Raw genomic sequence first — 16,192 nt, forward strand, 5'->3', positions numbered from 1 at the left:
GTTTAGAGACGATCGTCCGCGCCCAGCACGTGGCCCGAAAGGTACCATGTCTTAGCGTCGTCAATCTTGACGTTCACGAACGTGCCGGCAAGTTCGCTCGGCGTTATACCCTGAGGAGCGAGCGCGTGCACGGTTTGGTTCTTGGGGCTTTTGCCTGCGATCATTCGCTCATCGCGTTTCGAGGATCCCTCCACAAGGATAGGGACAACACTTCCGACATCCGGTTGGTTGAGCTCGAATGCGCGCTTTTGGACAAGGTCAACGAGGCGGTCGAATCGCTCCTGGATAACCTCGCGCGGTGTGGAGTCTTCAATCTGAGCCGCAGGCGTACCTTCACGCTTCGAGTAGATGAAGGTAAATACCTGATGGTAGCCAACCTCTTCCACGAGGCGGTACGTGTCCTCGAAATCTTTTGCCGTTTCACCTGGAAAGCCGACGATGATGTCGGTCGACAGGGCGATATCGGGTCGTACGTCGCGAATCTTGCTGATAAGGCGCAGGTAGTGGTCGCGCGAATAGCGCCTGTTCATTGCCGCGAGAATGGCGTTGGAGCCCGACTGCACGGGAAGGTGGAGCGCAGGCATGAGCGATCGCAACGAACCGAACTTCTCAATAACCTCGTCGGTAAGATCCTTCGGATGGCTCGTTGCAAAGCGAAGCCGTTCGATTCCCGTTTGGTCGACGGCGTCGAGGATGTCGGCAAAACGAGGTTTTCCGTAAAGGTCGCGGCCGTAGGAGTTCACGTTCTGTCCGAGCAGTGTAATTTCTTTCACGCCAGAAGCGACATAGCGCTCGGCCTCGGCGACGATATCCTCAATCGAACGTGATTTCTCGCGACCGCGGACATAAGGAACGATGCAGTAGGAACAGAAATTGTTGCATCCGATGGTGATGGGTAGCCACGCCGCCCAAGAATGCTCACGGCTTGTCGGGAGCTCGGTCGGGAATTCGGATGAGGCGGCGAGCACCTCGACCTGCTTCCCCTGTCCCTCAATAGCTGCCTCGAGCAAACGTGGAAGCGACCCGAGGTTGTGCGTGCCGAACACGACATCGAGATGAGGAAGGGCCTCAGTGAGCTTCTCCCCGTCGCGCTGCCCGATGCAGCCGCCGACAGCGATGACGCGCTTCGACAGAGGAGATTCTGCACGAAGTGGAATGTTTTTCATGGAGGCGACCTGGCCATAGAGGCGCGTATCGGCTGCTTCTCGGACGCAGCAGGTCATAAAGACCACGACATCGGATTCCTCAACGGTTTCCACCATGAGTGCTCCGAGCGCCTCGAGCATGCCCGCTATGCGCTCGGAATCGTGTTTATTCATTTGGCATCCGAAGGTGTGGATGCAGAACGTAAGCCCATTGATGGGTGAATGCATGCGGTATCAGCGCTCCGTAGGGTTGGCGGTTTTCTGTTCAGCGGCGATGGAAGGTATCACGGCGCCGCGCGGTTCAACGGTGAAACGGATGGCAGTTCGGTATTCGCCATCGATAACGATGTCGGCAAAGGATGGGGCGCATACGATTTCGATGCCCACGGGAGATAGGAAGCCACGCGAGATTGCGATGGCTTTGACCGCTTGGTTCACGGCACCGGCCCCTACCGCTTGGATGTCGACGTGAAGTCCATCCTTGATCATGCCAGCGATCGCTCCAGCGACAGATGCAGGAGAGGATTTCGACGACACTTTTAAGCAGCCGATTGACGGCTGCGATTCCGATGGGGTTGTCACGAGCATTTCCTTGTCGTTTCGTAGTGTGTTTCAGTGGTGGTATTAATGTCACTGAGAGAAATGATAGCAATTACTCATCAGCGTGGCAACCTGCGCAAACGGCTATCTCAGCTTATCGAAGCGCAGGGTGATCTCGATCTTTTGGGGGCCGACCTTCACTTCCGGTGCGCCGAGCGGATCAAGGTAATACCGATTGGCGATATCGAGGAAGGCATCCTTGCAGGAATCCGCGAGCATTGCTTTGTCCTCATCGCGGAGACGAAGCGACCTGCCGTCGCGATTGACTGCTTTCTGGCTGGCCGCTTTCGAGGTTTCGGGTGCCTTTTCTTTTGCGGGAATCGCCTGAGTCCTTACGAATTCGGCCAATGGAATGATGGGCTTGATCTCCTCATTTAAGATTCGGCGGGCGGAGCGCTCTGAAAGCGAGAGCCCCAATCCTTCTGCGATTTCGGCGAAGCTTGCCGGATCGGAAGCAGTGCAGAGGCGTTTGCATACCGGCAGCTCGAGCGGGTCTTTGCAGAAGGCCCGAAGGGCAGGAGAAGTGGTCGTCGCCCCGAACTCGTAGAGCGTGGCGGCGATTTCGGTCGCCGAACCCCAATAAACCGTGCATGCCTTCCTCGATTCGAGGGCGAATTCCGTTGCGGTGCGGACGATGTTTTTCGGCCCTCGCATCGAGTAGGTTCCCGATTCCGTTACTTCGAACGTAGGGAAGGTCGATTGATCGGCGCGTTCTGGAAGTTTGGTGAGGTCGGTTTCGACGTAAATCGCGCTACCGAAATCCTTGTCCGATGTGAGAACCTTCGCCTGCATCGAGTTCACTTTGATCGAGTAGAGAGCCATTCCCCTGCCGTGGACTCCCCATTTGTCCATGTGGACAGTGTCGAGCTTAGAAGTGACGCGCGGTTCAAAGATCTTCTCATGCAAGGCGAGAGGAATGCCGTCTCCATCGTCGAGCATCGTGAGCTTGCGAGTGTCCCCGTCGCGTCCTACCGCTAGGAAAATGGTGCGGGCATGGGCGTCTCGTGCGTTGCGAAGCAGCTCGATAACGATGTCCTCGGTCGATCGAATGTCGTGGGCAGCTTGGCGTCGCTCCGCTTCGGACGTGCGAAGACGAACGAAGCCATCCCCTAAATCGTCTTCGATTCGGAGATGGCTTTCGTCGCAGATGGAATCAACGAATTGTTCGAGATCCGATGCACCCATGTATTATTTCGCGATCCCGATGGCTCGGCTTTCGCGGATGACAACGACCTTGACCTGCCCCGGGTACTGCATCTCGCTCTCAATGCGGTGAGCGATATCGTGAGCTAAGACGACGGTCTGAGCCTCGTCGACAACTTCAGGCTCGACCATGACGCGAACTTCGCGGCCGGCCTGGATAGCGTAGGTGCGCTCGACGCCCTTGTAGGAGTTGGCGATTTCCTCGAGCTTCTCAAGACGCTTGACATATGCGTCGAGGGTTTCTTTACGTGCACCAGGGCGCGCAGCGGAAACGGCGTCGGCGGCCTGCACGAGTACGTCGAGGACGCTGTTCGGCTCGACGTCGTTGTGGTGTGCTTCGATCGCGTGGACGATTTCGGGACGCTCTCCGAAGCGGCGTGCAAGGTCTGCGCCGATGACGGCATGGCTGCCCTCGACTTCGTGGTCGACCGCCTTGCCTAGGTCGTGCAGCAAGCCGGCTCGCTTGGCGGGAATCGGGTCGAGTCCAAGTTCGGAGGCCATGACGCCGGAGAGATATGCAACCTCAAGCGAGTGGTTGAGCACGTTTTGACCGTACGAGGTACGGTAACGAAGGCGGCCTAGGGTTCTTACGAGCTCGGGATGCAGGTCGTGGATCCCCGTGTCGAAAGCCGCTTGCTCGCCCGCTTCGCGAACGCGCTGGTTAACGTACTGCTCGGCTTTGCCGAACATCTCCTCAATGCGCGCAGGGTGGATGCGGCCGTCAGCGATGAGGTTCTCCATCGTGACGCGACCGATTTCGCGGCGAACGGGGTCGAAGCATGAAATGGTGACGCACTCGGGAGTGTCGTCGATGATGAGGTTCGTGCCGGTGAGCTGCTCGAACGAACGGATATTGCGGCCTTCTCGTCCGATAATGCGGCCTTTGAGGTCGTCGGACGGGATATGAATCGTCGACACCGTGTTCTCAGCCGAATGGTCGGCAGCCACGCGCTGGATGGCGAGGCTCAAGATCATGCGGGACTTCTTGTCTGCCTCGGCTTTCGCCTGCGCTTCCGCATCGCGGATGATCGCGGCAGATTCGTGAGCAACCTCATCCTTCAGCGAGGTGAGCAGTTCGTTCTTCGCTTCCTCAGGCGTCATGCCCGCGATGCGCTCAAGGCGCTGCGATGCTTCTTGCTCGACTTGAGCGACATCGCGCTCGCGGCGTTCGATCTGGCCCTGCAACGAGGAAATTTGATGCTCCCTTGCGTCGAGCGACTCAACGCGACGATCGAGCGATTCTTCACGCTGGGAGACACGGTTCTCAGCGGCGCGCACCTCTTTCATGCGCTCCTTGTTTTCCGCTTCGGCTTCCTGCTTGAGTTTGAGAGCCTGATCCTTTGCTTCGAGGACCGCCTCTTTGCGCATCGTCTCGGCTTGTCGTTTTGCGTCAGCAATCATGTCGTCGGCCTCTTGAGCAGCTTTCTTCGTCGAGGCGTTGATTACGTAGCGGGTGATGACGAAGCCGAGAGCTATGCCGACGATTGCGCCGATGATCAGCCATGCAATTCCGGGCATATGCTCCCCCTTCCCTTTTTGGTTTCCAGTAGTCATGACATAAAAAACCCGGACAATACCGGGCCAAAGCGAAACGCGTATCAAAAGGAGCGTCATATTGGGTTATAGATATATATGAAGTCCCTCATGGGACGCAAATCACTTATGCCTCCATACATAATAGAGGATGTTTGCTGGTCATATAACCCTCAAGGTCAAAAAATGCGAAATTGCTCGCTTAGTCGGCGAAATATTCGCATTCAGGTGCAGCAAGAGACTCGCTCCAGCGTCTCGCGGCGGAAGCGGCGACGTCTGCGCTGTAGCCTTTTTGGACGAGCTTACGATAGGCGCCTTCTCGAAGATTCTTCGACCGCGGTGGTTTTCGGTTTAAAAGATCCATCGCGCGCTCGAGCTCATCGTCTCCGAATTGCTCGTAGGCGAGCTGCCAAGCTTCTTCGGAAGGCGAGTCGACATCCAGCTGTTCGAGAGCGCGCTCGACGCCGCGGCGGCCTTTGCCCTGCGCCAGCTGGGTGCGCATGAAGGCTTCGGCATAGCGCGCGTCGTCGACGATGTGCGCCTCGATTGCGCGCCCAAGGGCGTTCGAGACAGCCTGTTCGCTGAAGCCGTCCTTGATAAGCCGCTCGTGGAGCTTCTTGCTCGCTTGCTCTCGAATGCTTGCGAGTTTCAGTATTTTCTTGAAGGCCTTTGACTCCTCCTCCGCCAAGCCGGTCTCTTCATAAACGGAGGAGGACTCGATTTCCCTGATATTGCGCTTTAGCTGCTCTATGTCGACGAGCGTTGCCATGAACCGCTATTTCTTCTTCGGCTTGGCGACGGGGGTGACTGCATCGGCCTCTTCTGCGGTGCGCGTCGGGATGGGGATTTCGAACGCTTCGCGAACTTTGTTTTCGAGCTCTTCCCTCATCTCGGGATTTTGACGCAATGTAGCCTTCGCAGCCTCGCGGCCCTGTCCCAAGCGCTCTTCGCCGTAGGTATACCACGCGCCGCTCTTCTTTGCGACGCCGCATTCGACGGCCATATCGACGATGCAGCCCTCACGGGAGATTCCCTCGCCGTACATGAGGTCGAACTCAGCCTGGCGGAACGGAGGCGCGACCTTGTTTTTGACGACTTTTGCGCGAACGCGGTTGCCCACGACCTCGCCGTCCTTCTTAATGCTGTCGATGCGGCGAATATCGATACGCACGCTGGAGAAGAACTTCAGGGCGCGGCCGCCTGTGGTGGTTTCGGGGTTGCCGAACATCACGCCGATCTTCTCGCGGAGCTGGTTGATGAAGATGCAGGTTGTGTTCGATTTTGAAAGGGAGCCTGCGAGTTTGCGCAGCGCCTGAGACATGAGTCGCGCCTGAAGTCCGACGGTGGTATCACCCATCTCGCCTTCAATTTCAGCTCGGGGGACCAGCGCCGCGACCGAGTCGACTACGACGGCGTCGATCGCACCGGAGCGCACGAGCATATCGCAGATTTCGAGCGCTTGCTCGCCCGTGTCGGGTTGGGAGATGAGCACCTCGTCGATGTCGACACCGAGGCGTGCGGCATACACAGGGTCGAGCGCATGCTCGGCGTCGATGAAGGCGACCACACCGCCCATCGCTTGGGCTTCGGCGAGAATTTGGAGGGCAAGGGTTGTCTTGCCCGATGATTCAGGGCCGTAAATCTCGATGATGCGGCCACGAGGCACGCCTCCGATTCCGAGGGCTGCGTCGAGCGGCAAGGCCCCAGTTGGAATGACGCCGATGTTGAGGTGCTCGCCTCCTTCGCCAAGCTTCATGATCGATCCCCGACCGAATTTCTGCTCGATCTGATCGGTTGTGATCTTGAGCATCTTGGCTTTTTCGTCGTTCATTCCTTCTCCTCCGATTACGGCGATTTCGTCCATGTCATAGCTCCTCATTATACGAACAAACGTTTGTGAGTCAAGGCTCGTGGTGGAACTTGCCTCAACCGAATCGTAACGTCGCATTCTGACAGAGCTTTTACGAAAACCTTCCCGATTCCTGGCAGCTTATCTGCAGGAAATTAAGCGAAACTCGTCGAAAGCGCGCCCTCGATCATGCGCAAAGCTTCTCGAACTGTCGCATTGCGAACCTCTTCGCGATTCCCTTCGAAATGGAAGCACGTTGCTTTGCAGGCGTTTTGCGTGGACAACGCGGCCCATACGGTGCCGACCGGCTTGCCTGGCTCTTCCCCGCCGGGACCTGCGATCCCCGTCACAGCGACGGCTATGTCGACATCGAGGTTCTTGCGTGCGCCCTCTGCCATCTGCCGGGCGACCGTTTCGCAGACGGCCCCTTCGGTCTTGAGAACCTCTGCGTCAACGCCGAGCTCGCGATGCTTGATGTCGTTCACATAGCTCACAATCGCGCCGTGCACGACCTGCGAGCTACCGGGAATCGCCGTGAGAGTGCCCGCGATGAGGCCTCCTGTCAGACTCTCGGCGCACCCGATGGTCGCACCCTTCTCGCTCGCGCTTTCTATGATGCGACGTGCGATGTCCTCGTTCGTTTCGTTCTTCGCGTTCTCCTCTCGCAGGAGAGCTCGTTCCTTGCTCGTGGTGAGTCCGAGAAGGTGGCGCGCCTTTGCGAAGTAATCCATCATCGAGATGATGGTGAGAGCGAGCGCTACGATCATGGCAAGCCATGAGAGCACGTAGAGCGGGTTATCGAAGGGGTTCGGGCTGGTCACGGGGAGGATGGAGTCCTTCACGATAAACAGTACGATCGCGATGATCTGTGTGACGGTCTTCGCCTTGCCATACCAGCTTGCCGCGATGACGACGCCCTTGTCTGCGGCGACCATGCGGATGCCAGACACGATGAATTCGCGTGCCAAGATGATGAGCACCGGCCAAGAAGGCAGGACCCGGAGCTCAACCAGCGCGAGAAGCGCTGCACAGACGAGAATCTTGTCCGCAAGTGGGTCCATGAACTTGCCGAAGTTCGTCACCTCGCCACGGCTGCGCGCGAGGTAGCCATCAAGCCAATCCGTACATGATATCAGAATGAAGATAAGGGCCGCGATAAGGCTTTTAGTGGTCGATGAAACGCCTGCAATACTGAACCAGGTCGGCCAGGGGGTGATAAGCGCGACGACGAACACCGGGACGAGGCAGATGCGCACGAGCGTGATGATGTTGGAGATCGTCCAAAGCTTGTCGGTCTCCCCCGGCTTCAACTCGGTCGACATTACTCGGCCTCCATTTCGTAGAGCAGCGTGTCGGCAATTCGGACACGAACGATGTCGCCCACGTTCCCCTCGGTGAGGTAGGTCTCGCCGTCAACGTCGGGTGCCTGGCACATCGCACGGCCGAACAGCTGTCCGTCCTCTTCGACGCCCTCTACGAGCACGTCCATTTCCCGCCCGACGCGTTGCGCGATGCGCGGTGTGCACGATGCGTCTGCAAGGTCGCGCAAGGTCTGCGCGCGCTCGGCCTTGATGTCTTCGTCGATCTGCCCAGGCAGCTCGTATGCGGCCGTGCCCTCCTCGCGGGAGTACGCGAAGACGCCTATGTAGTCGAAAAGCCCTTCGGAGACGAAATCGCATAACTCTTCGAACTGGTCTTCCGTTTCTCCGGGGAAGCCAGCGATCAGCGTCGTGCGCAAGGTGACTTCAGGAATTGCTGCGCGAATGCGCTCGGCGAGTGCCAGATACTTCTCGCGTGAGCCTGCTCGATTCATGGCGTGTAGAAGCGTTTTGTCGACATGCTGGAGCGGAATATCGAGGTAGGAACAGATGTTGTCGTGGTCTGCTATGGTCTTGAGCAGCTCGTCGGTGATTCCCTCAGGCTGGACATACATGACGCGAAACCACGTCGATGGGTAGCGCTCCGCAAGCTCGCCCATGAGCGCTGCAAGCGATGACGGTTCCTCGAAGTCCTGTCCCCAGCGGCCGGTGTCCTGCGCGATGAGCACGATTTCCCGTGCGCCCTTCGCGACATAAGCAGCCACTTCGCGGTCGATGTCTTCGAGTGCGAAAGAGTGGTAACGCCCGCGAATATAGGGAATCGCGCAATACGAGCAGAAGCGGTCGCAGCCGTCGGAAATCTTCACGTACGCCGAGACGCTTGAGGGCTCGTCATTGGAGTCATCGTCCGCCGCGGTGCGCTCGGGCGAGCCTCCGAACAGGGCATTAAGGATTTCTCCGAGATCGTCCTCCTTGCTGCAGGGGACAAAAGCGCAGGCCTCGGTCAGCTCTGCCGCAAGCTCGTCGCCGTAGCGTGCCGGCATGCAACCTGCGACGATAAGCTTGGCATCTCCCGAGGCGACGTTTTCCATGCCCGCTGCCTCGAAAATTGCCTCGAGGCTTTCCTCTGTAGCACTTTGAATGAACGAGCAGGTGTTGATGATGATCGCATCGGCCTTCTCGGGGTCTTGCTCGATTCGGTAGCCCGCGACTTTTGCCTTTGCGCGCATTTTCTCGGAGTCGACTTCGTTTTTGGCGCAGCCGAGCGTGATGAAGGCGACGGAGCGCCCGCCGCCTTGGGTAACTTCCACTGTCATGAACAAGGATTCCTAGCGATAGTTCGTGTACTGAAGCGGTTGACCGTAGTCTTGGCCTTTCAAGAAGGCAATAACCTCCTGAAGCGTGTCACGGGAAGCCGAGGAGACGCGGAGCTTGTCGCCTTCGATGGTCGCCTTGCACTTCAGCTTGAGGTTGCGGATGTCCTTGCTGATCTTGCTTGCCGTCTCCTTGTCAATGCCGTCGACGATCGTGGCGGAAAGACGCACGCTCTGCCCGGTTGCGGCTTGCGGTTCTCCCCACTTCACAGCGGTAAGCTCGATCCCGCGCTTCACGAGCTTGCTGCCGATCACGTCTTTCACCTGGCGAGCGACGAAGTCAGCCGGTGCGTGGATCCCCAGGGTCTTGTTCTGCTTGTCGAGCGTGATCTCAGCGCCCGAGTCCTTCAGATCGTAGCGCTGCGAAATCTCGCGCTTAGCCTGCTGGAAAGCGTTGTCGACTTCCTGAATGTCAACGGTCGATACGATATCGAAGCTCGATTCCTTTGCCATGTGGGCCTCCTTGGTTATTCGGATGTGCGGGTCGTGCTCTTCGTCGATGTTGCATTGCTCGACGAAGAAGAGGTGGTGCTTTTCGTGCTGTTGGATGATGACGTCGAAGTCGACTTCGCAGAATCGCTTGAGGTTGCACTCGACGACGAGGACGACTGGCCGTGGTCCTGCTGCCATTTCGCAAGAATCTGCGAGAAGTCGACGGTGTAGTCGTACATGCCGTTGCTGTTCTCGGTCAAGTCGACCTTCTCCCCGTCGACGGTGACCTCGACTGCGCTCGAAGCGTCGGAGATGAAGCGCAGCTTAGTCGTGACGTCGAAGGACTTCTCGGCCGGCCCCGTTACCGTCTCGGCGACAGATGCCGAGCTCGAATCGCCCTCGTAGATCTCGATGTAGACGCTCGAACCCGACGCGACCTTGTAGGTGAAGGTGGCCTTCGTCGGCGCGACGGAGGACTGCTGGGTCTGGGAGTCTGAGTTCGAGGTGCTCTCGGAGTCGCCTTGCGCCTGCTTGTTCGACGTATCTGACAAGCCCGTGATGGGCACAGTCGGTGTTTCCTGAGCGGGTTGGGACTCTTTGCCGCCGAACACGAACACGCAGATGATGATAATAATCACGGCGATGATGCCGATGCCGATGAGAAGCGGAAGCTTCGGGCGCTGTTGCGCCACGTTCTGCGGTGCCGCGTAGAGGTTGGTGTACTGAGGGCTTCCCGGCGAGAGCGGCCTGCGCGAGGTGTGCACATGGTCGTTTCCGCGAGCTGTTCCTCGTGTGTCGTGCCTGTCGTCGAACATGAGGCGCCCCGATGACCTGCGCGAGGAATTGTCTGGCTGTCGCGAGCTCGAGCCGCGCGACGAGCGCTGTGACCTCATGTTCGGAACGCGCGACGAGTCGTTTTTCATCTTCCCCGTCTCGTAGGCGTTTGCGGCCTCGAGGTACATCCGCGTGATGGTCGTCTGATTGACGCCGACGATGCGCGCGTAGGTGGCGACCATGTTCTTCGCGTATCCGCGAGGCGGCATGCGCGTGAAGTCGTTGTTCTCGATTGCGCGAATGATGTCGGCGCGAACGCGCATCTGCCGTGCGATGGATTGGACGTCCATCCCCCGGCGTTCGCGCGCTTCCCTGAGCACAGCGCCGAATGTCGTATTGCTAGCCACCTTCTACTCCTTTGCGGCGTCGTTCGCTTCGAATGCTTTCAGTGTCTCGAGCTCCATGGCGTCGACGAGAACCTCGCGCGGCTTGCTGCCGTTGGGCGGACCGACAACTCCATGTTCCTCAAGCATGTCCATTATACGACCTGCTCGCGAATACCCCACCTTCAAGCGCCTTTGAATGTTCGAGGTCGATCCGAGACCCGATGACACGACGATGTCGGCCGCTTCCCAGATAAGCGGGTCATCCTCCTCCACCGTGCCGCCTGAACCGTCGGGCGACTGCGAGAGGTTCGTCACGATGTTGGTCTTCAAAATCTCGGAGTGATACTCGGGCTGTCCCTGTTCCTTCAGCGCATCGACGACGGCGTTGATCTCGTCCTCGGAGACGTAGCACCCCTGGATACGCTGCGGTTTCGCGTACTCGGGCTTGCTGAAGAGCATGTCACCCAAACCGATGAGGTTCTCAGCGCCTGGGGTGTCCAAGACAACGCGCGAGTCAATGCCGGACGCCACGTTGAACGCGATGCGATTCGTGATGTTCGCCTTGATGAGACCGGTCACCACGTTGGTGGAAGGGCGCTGCGTCGCCACGATGAGATGAATGCCCGCAGCACGGGCAAGTTGCGCGATGCGGCTGATAGAGAACTCGACTTCCTTGCCGACGTTCATCATGAGGTCGGCAAGCTCGTCAATGATAATCACGATATAGGGAAGCTGCGTGGCAAGCTCCTCGGGAACGGGTTCCTCGGTCGCCTCCGCGCTCTCAAGAGCCGCATGCACCTTCGCGTTGTATTGGCCGATGTTTCTGGCGCCGACCTTCGAGAAGACCTTCAGTCGGCGCTCCATCTCGGCGACGCCCCAGGCGAGCGCGCTCGCCGCCTCCTTCGCCTCGGTCACGACCGGGACGTAGAGATGGGGAATCCCGTTATAGGGCGTGAATTCGACGCGCTTCGGGTCGATCATGATGAAGCGGACTTCGGCGGGCGTCGCGCGCATGAGAATCGACATGATCATCGCGTTGATGGACACCGATTTGCCGGAGCCGGTCGTGCCGCCGATGAGCAGGTGGGGCATCTTCGCGAGGTCGGTGATGATCGACGTGCCCTCGACATCTTTGCCGATGGCCATGAGCAGCGGGCCGCCGTCGGCGTCTTTAAGGACGTCGCCTAGAAAGACGGTCTGGCGAGTACGGTTAGGTACCTCGATACCGACGTAGTTCGTTCCGGGAATGGGCGCAAAGATGCGAACACCCGGGGCGGCGAGCGCGAGCGCGATGTCGTCGGAGAGCGCTGTGACGCGGCTCACGCGCACACCGGCGGGCAGGTCGACTTTGAAGAGTGTGACCGTGGGGCCTGCGACCCACCCGACGACGTCGGCCATGATATGGAAGTCGGCGAGCGTTTCCTGCAGGTGGGCAGCCGTATCCTGGAGCTCGATTTCGGACGCACGGTCCTTCTCGGGATCGCTAGAGTAGGAAAGCAGGTCCATCGAGGGCAGCGTGAACCCTTCGAGCGGCGTCGGGGCGCTTGCGGGCAGTTTCGCGCGCGCCGCCCTCTTGGGCTTGGACGCTTCTTCTTGCGGTGCCACTGCGTTGGAGTCAGCCTTTTTGCCGAGCTTTCGCGTGAGCGACGATGACGTGCCCTCGATGGGCTCGATCCTGCGGGTCGGCATCGAGGCAGGTTGAGCCTCTCCCCCATCGGAAGTGCTCGACTGTTGCTCCTCGAGCTCGGCGAGGCGAGCCGCCTTGCGCTCTGCGCGGCCGAGGGTTCGGGTTTTCGCGGAGGAAGACGTTCCCTGTGCGATGGATTCGGGGGTTGCCAGGGGATGCGCGGCGATGACCTGCGTCTCGGCACTGCCGTCGACCTCGGGAGCTTCCTCATTTGCCGTATCGATTCCCTTTGAGTTGCGGCGAATCCTTGCGAAGGGGAACGACGCGCCCGCACCCTCCTCCGCTCGGCGCTCGGCGCGGCTTTCCCTGATTTTCTCAATAAGCTTGGAGATGGAGAAGCCGATGATGCACACGCCGGCAACAGCGACGCCGACAACGATAACCATCGTGATGACCTGCCCGAATAATGTGATGCCGAGCCAGGCGATACCCGCTCCAATATAGCCGCCCCGAACGGTCAGCTCGTGCTCGCTGAACAGGATGCCCGCAGGGTCGCCCCCCTCAGGCAATGGCGTCGCGAGCGCGAACACTGCGAGCAGAGCGACGAAAACGAGCGCAAGACCCACTGCGACGCGGGTCGGCACGCGTTCTGCTTCGAAGCGGATGAGAAAGGTTATTCCGATAGCGAGCAGGAACAGTGGCAGGATATAGGCACCGATTCCGAGCGTGAGATGAAGCGCACTCGAAATGAAGGAGGTCACGATTGCGTCGGAGCGCATGACGGCCGCGATGAAGAGCACAACGGCCGCGACCGTGAAGGCGATGCCCACGATATCGCGTTTCGCGTACTCGTCGATGAGCTTGCGGGAATCGCGTTCGGCGTCAGCCGCCTTCTGGGCGCGGGGGTTGCGCCCCTTGCGCGTGCCCGGCTTCCCAGACCCCGCACCTTGCGAGCGACGGTTTGCGGCGGTGTTCCTCGACGACGAAGATGGCTTCCGAGCCACTGTTGCTCCTAACTGGTTCGTTGATGCTGCGTGTTTGCGAAGCAGGCCCCTGCGTCGCTGGGGCGCAGGGGCGTGTTGGGTCGTTTAGATCTCAAGCAGGTTGGCGATAACCATGGGGCGCTGCTTGGTGCGCTCCCACAGCAGGGACAAAAGCGCGTCGCGCGCGGCTTTCTTGGCCTCCTTGAGCGTGGCGTTCTTGCCAAGCGCCTTGCGAAGCGCGCTCTTTACGGCAGCTTCTGCGTCGCGCGCGAGGTAGGCGTCGTCGCCGCCGGTGATGCCGCGCATCTCCACCTGGACCTCGCCCTGCACCTCGTGGCGCGAAAGCGAGACGGCAGCTGCAATGCAAGCAAAGCCCTGCTCACCGAGTGCGCAGCGCTCGTCGAGGACGTCTTGCGAGGTGTCGCCGACCGATAGGCCGTCGACGTAGACGATGCCGCTCTGGACAACCTCGCCACGATGGACGCCGCGGGGAGTGAGCTCGAGCGATTCGCCGTTCTCGCACAAAAAGATGTTGTCCTTAGGTACGCCGGTTGCTTCCGCAAGGCGAGCGTGGGCGCGAAGGTGCGTCGACTCTCCGTGGACGGGCATAAAGGACTTCGGCTGCACGATCGAGAGGACGATTTTGAGCTCCTCAGCACCCGCGTGTCCCGAAACATGGACGCGCGCACGGCTTTTGTCGTACACGTCCGCGCCGATCTTCGCGAGCGAGTTGATGACGCGCGTGACGGCCTTCTCGTTGCCGGGGACAGGCGTCGCCGAGATGATGACGGTGTCGCCTTCCTCGATGTCGATCGTCTTGTGCTCGCCGTTCGCGATGCGCGCGAGGGCCGAGAGCGGCTCGCCCTGGCTGCCCGTGCACATGATGACGACTTTCTCGGGCGGGATGCCCTTCAGTTCGTAAGCATCGATGAGGTCCTCGTCGGGAATGTTGAGGTATCCCAGCTTGCGGGCGATATCGGTGTTCTGCACCATCGAGCGGCCTGTGACGACAACCTTGCGGCCGTTCGCGCGCGCGGCGTCGCAGATCTGCTGCATGCGGTGGATATGGCTCGCAAACGATGCGATGATGACGCGCTGCTTCGCCTGGCTGATGATGCGGTTCAGGGTCTTACCTACTTCGGCCTCGCTCGGCGTGAACGTGGACTTCGTCGCGTTCGTGGAGTCGCTCATCATGAGGTCGACTCCGATTTCGTGGTAGCGTGCAAGCGCACCGAAGTCGAAGTGGACGCCGTCGATCGGGGTCTGGTCGAGCTTGAAGTCGCCGGTGTGCAGCACGTTGCCAGCCGGGCTCTGCAGAAACACGCCCACGGCGCCGGGAATCGAGTGGTTCACAGCGAAAAACTCCGTCGTGAAGCAGCCCATCTTCACCTGCTGGCCGGGCTTGATTTCAACAAGCTTGGCGTTCTTGATACGGTGCTCGGCGAGCTTTCCCTCGATGAGGCCGAGCGTGAGCTTGGTCGCATAGATGGGAACCTGGCGATCGAGATCTTTCAGGAGGTACGGGATCGTGCCCGTGTGGTCCTCGTGGCCGTGCGTGATGACGATGCCGCGCAGCTTGTCGGCGTGCTCGAGCACATAGGTGTAGTCCGGCAGGATAAGGTCGACGCCGGGATGATTGTCGTCGGGGAACATAAGGCCGGCATCGTCGACGATCATATCGTTTCCGCATTCGAACACGGTCATGTTCTTGCCAATGGCGTCAAGGCCACCAAGAGGAATAATCTTCAGCTTGGCCTTGGGGTCCTTGCCCGCGCTCGACGAACGCTTCCTTTGGGTGGGCTTGCGCTTCTTCTGAGAGCCGTCGCCCGCTTCCCCACCCTTGGTAAGCTGGGGGCGTTTATGCTCGAGCTTCACATGCTTGTATGTTTTGGTTTTCTTTCCCTTCTCCGCGGCACCGTTGTCGGGCTGCCGAGAAGCTGATTCAGTATGTTTTTCCTTTTCCATATATTTCCTTTATCACGGTACGCGAACGCCCGCAGGCGCAATTCACCTGCGGGCGTTCGCGCTGATCGATTAAAGGACGCCGACCTCGCGCATGATCGATGCGAGGCGTGCCGATTGCTCGGCGGTGGCGTCGATAAGCGGCAGGCGCACGCCGCCGACGGGGAAGCCGACAAGCTTGAGGGCTTCCTTCACAAGAATGGGGTTCGAGGTCTCGAACAGGCCGTTCATAAGCGGCAAAAGCGCTTCGTGGGCAGCCCATGCCTCGTCCCACTTGCCTTCGGCGCACTTCGTGACGAGCTCCTTCATGCGCTCCGGCGCGACGTTGCCGGTGGTCGAGATGACACCCGCACCGCCGAGGCGCATGACGTCATAAGTTGCGGAGTCGTCGCCGGAATACACGCTGAAGCTCTCGGGAGCGGCAGCGGCGATGGTTGCGATCTGATCCATCTTGCCGGACGCTTCCTTCACGGCGATGACGTTCTCGCAATCGTTAGCGAGGCGCAGCGTGGTCTCAGCTTCCATATTGACAACGCAGCGGCCAGGGATGTTGTAGAGGATAATGGGGAGCTCCACCGCATCCGCAATGGTCTTGAAGTGCTGGTACATTCCCTCTTGCGGAGGCTTGTTGTAGTACGGGACGACGCACATGAAGCCGTCGACACCGAGTTTCGCGACGTCCTTGGCGAAGTCGACGGTGTCGGCTGTGCAGTTGTCCCCCACGTTGGCGATGACGGGGGCCTTGCCGCCGACCGCCTCGACGACGGCGCGGAAAAGCTCGATCTTCTGAGGGTAGAAGACCGTGGGGCTCTCGCCGGTGGTTCCATTGATGATAAGCGAGTCGTTACCGCCTTCGATAAGGCGCGTGGCAAGTGTCTGCGCGCGGTCGAGGTCGAGTTCGCGCTCATCGTTGAAGGGCGTGACCATAGCGGTGATCAGGCGACCGAAGCGGGGTTCAACGTTCGACATGGGCGTCTCCTTAATTCATGCGTGCGCCTCCCCGCCA

Annotated in this window: 13 protein-coding genes; all 13 read right to left on the reverse strand. The window is 59.5% G+C overall.

Annotated elements, in window-relative coordinates:
- Positions 1–2: 2 nt before the first annotated feature.
- A complete protein-coding gene (gene miaB, locus ACMRQN_RS04660) occupies positions 3–1,373 on the reverse strand; it encodes a tRNA (N6-isopentenyl adenosine(37)-C2)-methylthiotransferase MiaB (RefSeq protein ID WP_418734012.1) in 1,371 nt (456 codons plus the stop codon).
- Between the two features lie 6 nt (positions 1,374–1,379).
- The gene (locus ACMRQN_RS04665) at positions 1,380–1,697 is read right to left on the reverse strand and encodes a stage V sporulation protein S (protein WP_366513193.1); all 318 of its coding nucleotides are present in this window, start codon (positions 1,695–1,697) and stop codon (positions 1,380–1,382) included.
- 132 nt (positions 1,698–1,829) lie between these two features.
- Complete coding sequence (locus ACMRQN_RS04670; protein WP_418734013.1) at positions 1,830–2,930, reverse strand: ATP-binding protein; 1,101 nt, start codon at positions 2,928–2,930, stop codon at positions 1,830–1,832.
- 3 nt (positions 2,931–2,933) lie between these two features.
- Positions 2,934–4,466 (reverse strand): ribonuclease Y, encoded by a 1,533-nt coding sequence (gene rny / locus ACMRQN_RS04675; protein ID WP_296058835.1) that lies wholly within the window; start codon positions 4,464–4,466, stop codon positions 2,934–2,936.
- Positions 4,467–4,683: 217 nt separating this feature from the next.
- Positions 4,684–5,250, reverse strand: a complete 567-nt coding sequence (locus ACMRQN_RS04680) for a regulatory protein RecX (RefSeq protein ID WP_418734014.1) — start codon at positions 5,248–5,250, stop codon at positions 4,684–4,686.
- A 6-nt stretch (positions 5,251–5,256) separates the two neighbouring features.
- Positions 5,257–6,312: a recombinase RecA gene (recA, locus tag ACMRQN_RS04685; protein ID WP_158048538.1), complete on the reverse strand. Its 1,056-nt coding sequence runs from the start codon at positions 6,310–6,312 to the stop codon at positions 5,257–5,259.
- Between the two features lie 173 nt (positions 6,313–6,485).
- On the reverse strand, positions 6,486–7,652 hold the full coding sequence (gene pgsA / locus ACMRQN_RS04690) for a CDP-diacylglycerol--glycerol-3-phosphate 3-phosphatidyltransferase (RefSeq protein ID WP_418734015.1): 1,167 nt from the start codon (positions 7,650–7,652) through the stop codon (positions 6,486–6,488).
- Positions 7,652–8,965, reverse strand: a complete 1,314-nt coding sequence (gene rimO, locus ACMRQN_RS04695) for a 30S ribosomal protein S12 methylthiotransferase RimO (RefSeq protein ID WP_418734016.1) — start codon at positions 8,963–8,965, stop codon at positions 7,652–7,654. Before rimO ends, pgsA begins: the two co-directional genes overlap by 1 nt.
- Positions 8,966–8,977: 12 nt before the next feature.
- Positions 8,978–9,475: a YajQ family cyclic di-GMP-binding protein gene (locus tag ACMRQN_RS04700; protein ID WP_296058843.1), complete on the reverse strand. Its 498-nt coding sequence runs from the start codon at positions 9,473–9,475 to the stop codon at positions 8,978–8,980.
- 14 nt (positions 9,476–9,489) lie between these two features.
- Positions 9,490–10,635, reverse strand: a complete 1,146-nt coding sequence (locus ACMRQN_RS04705) for a helix-turn-helix domain-containing protein (protein ID WP_418734017.1) — start codon at positions 10,633–10,635, stop codon at positions 9,490–9,492.
- Between the two features lie 3 nt (positions 10,636–10,638).
- The gene (locus ACMRQN_RS04710; RefSeq protein WP_418734018.1) at positions 10,639–13,245 is read right to left on the reverse strand and encodes a DNA translocase FtsK 4TM domain-containing protein; all 2,607 of its coding nucleotides are present in this window, start codon (positions 13,243–13,245) and stop codon (positions 10,639–10,641) included.
- 84 nt (positions 13,246–13,329) lie between these two features.
- Entirely contained in the window at positions 13,330–15,189 is a 1,860-nt protein-coding gene (locus ACMRQN_RS04715) for a ribonuclease J (RefSeq protein ID WP_418734019.1), read from the reverse strand.
- A gap of 69 nt (positions 15,190–15,258) precedes the next feature.
- Positions 15,259–16,155, reverse strand: coding sequence for a 4-hydroxy-tetrahydrodipicolinate synthase (gene dapA / locus ACMRQN_RS04720; RefSeq protein ID WP_418734020.1), 897 nt, complete (start codon positions 16,153–16,155; stop codon positions 15,259–15,261).
- Positions 16,156–16,192: the final 37 nt, after the last annotated feature.

The sequence above is a fragment of the Ellagibacter sp. genome (genome assembly GCF_048412355.1).
Lineage (GTDB): Bacteria > Actinomycetota > Coriobacteriia > Coriobacteriales > Eggerthellaceae > Ellagibacter.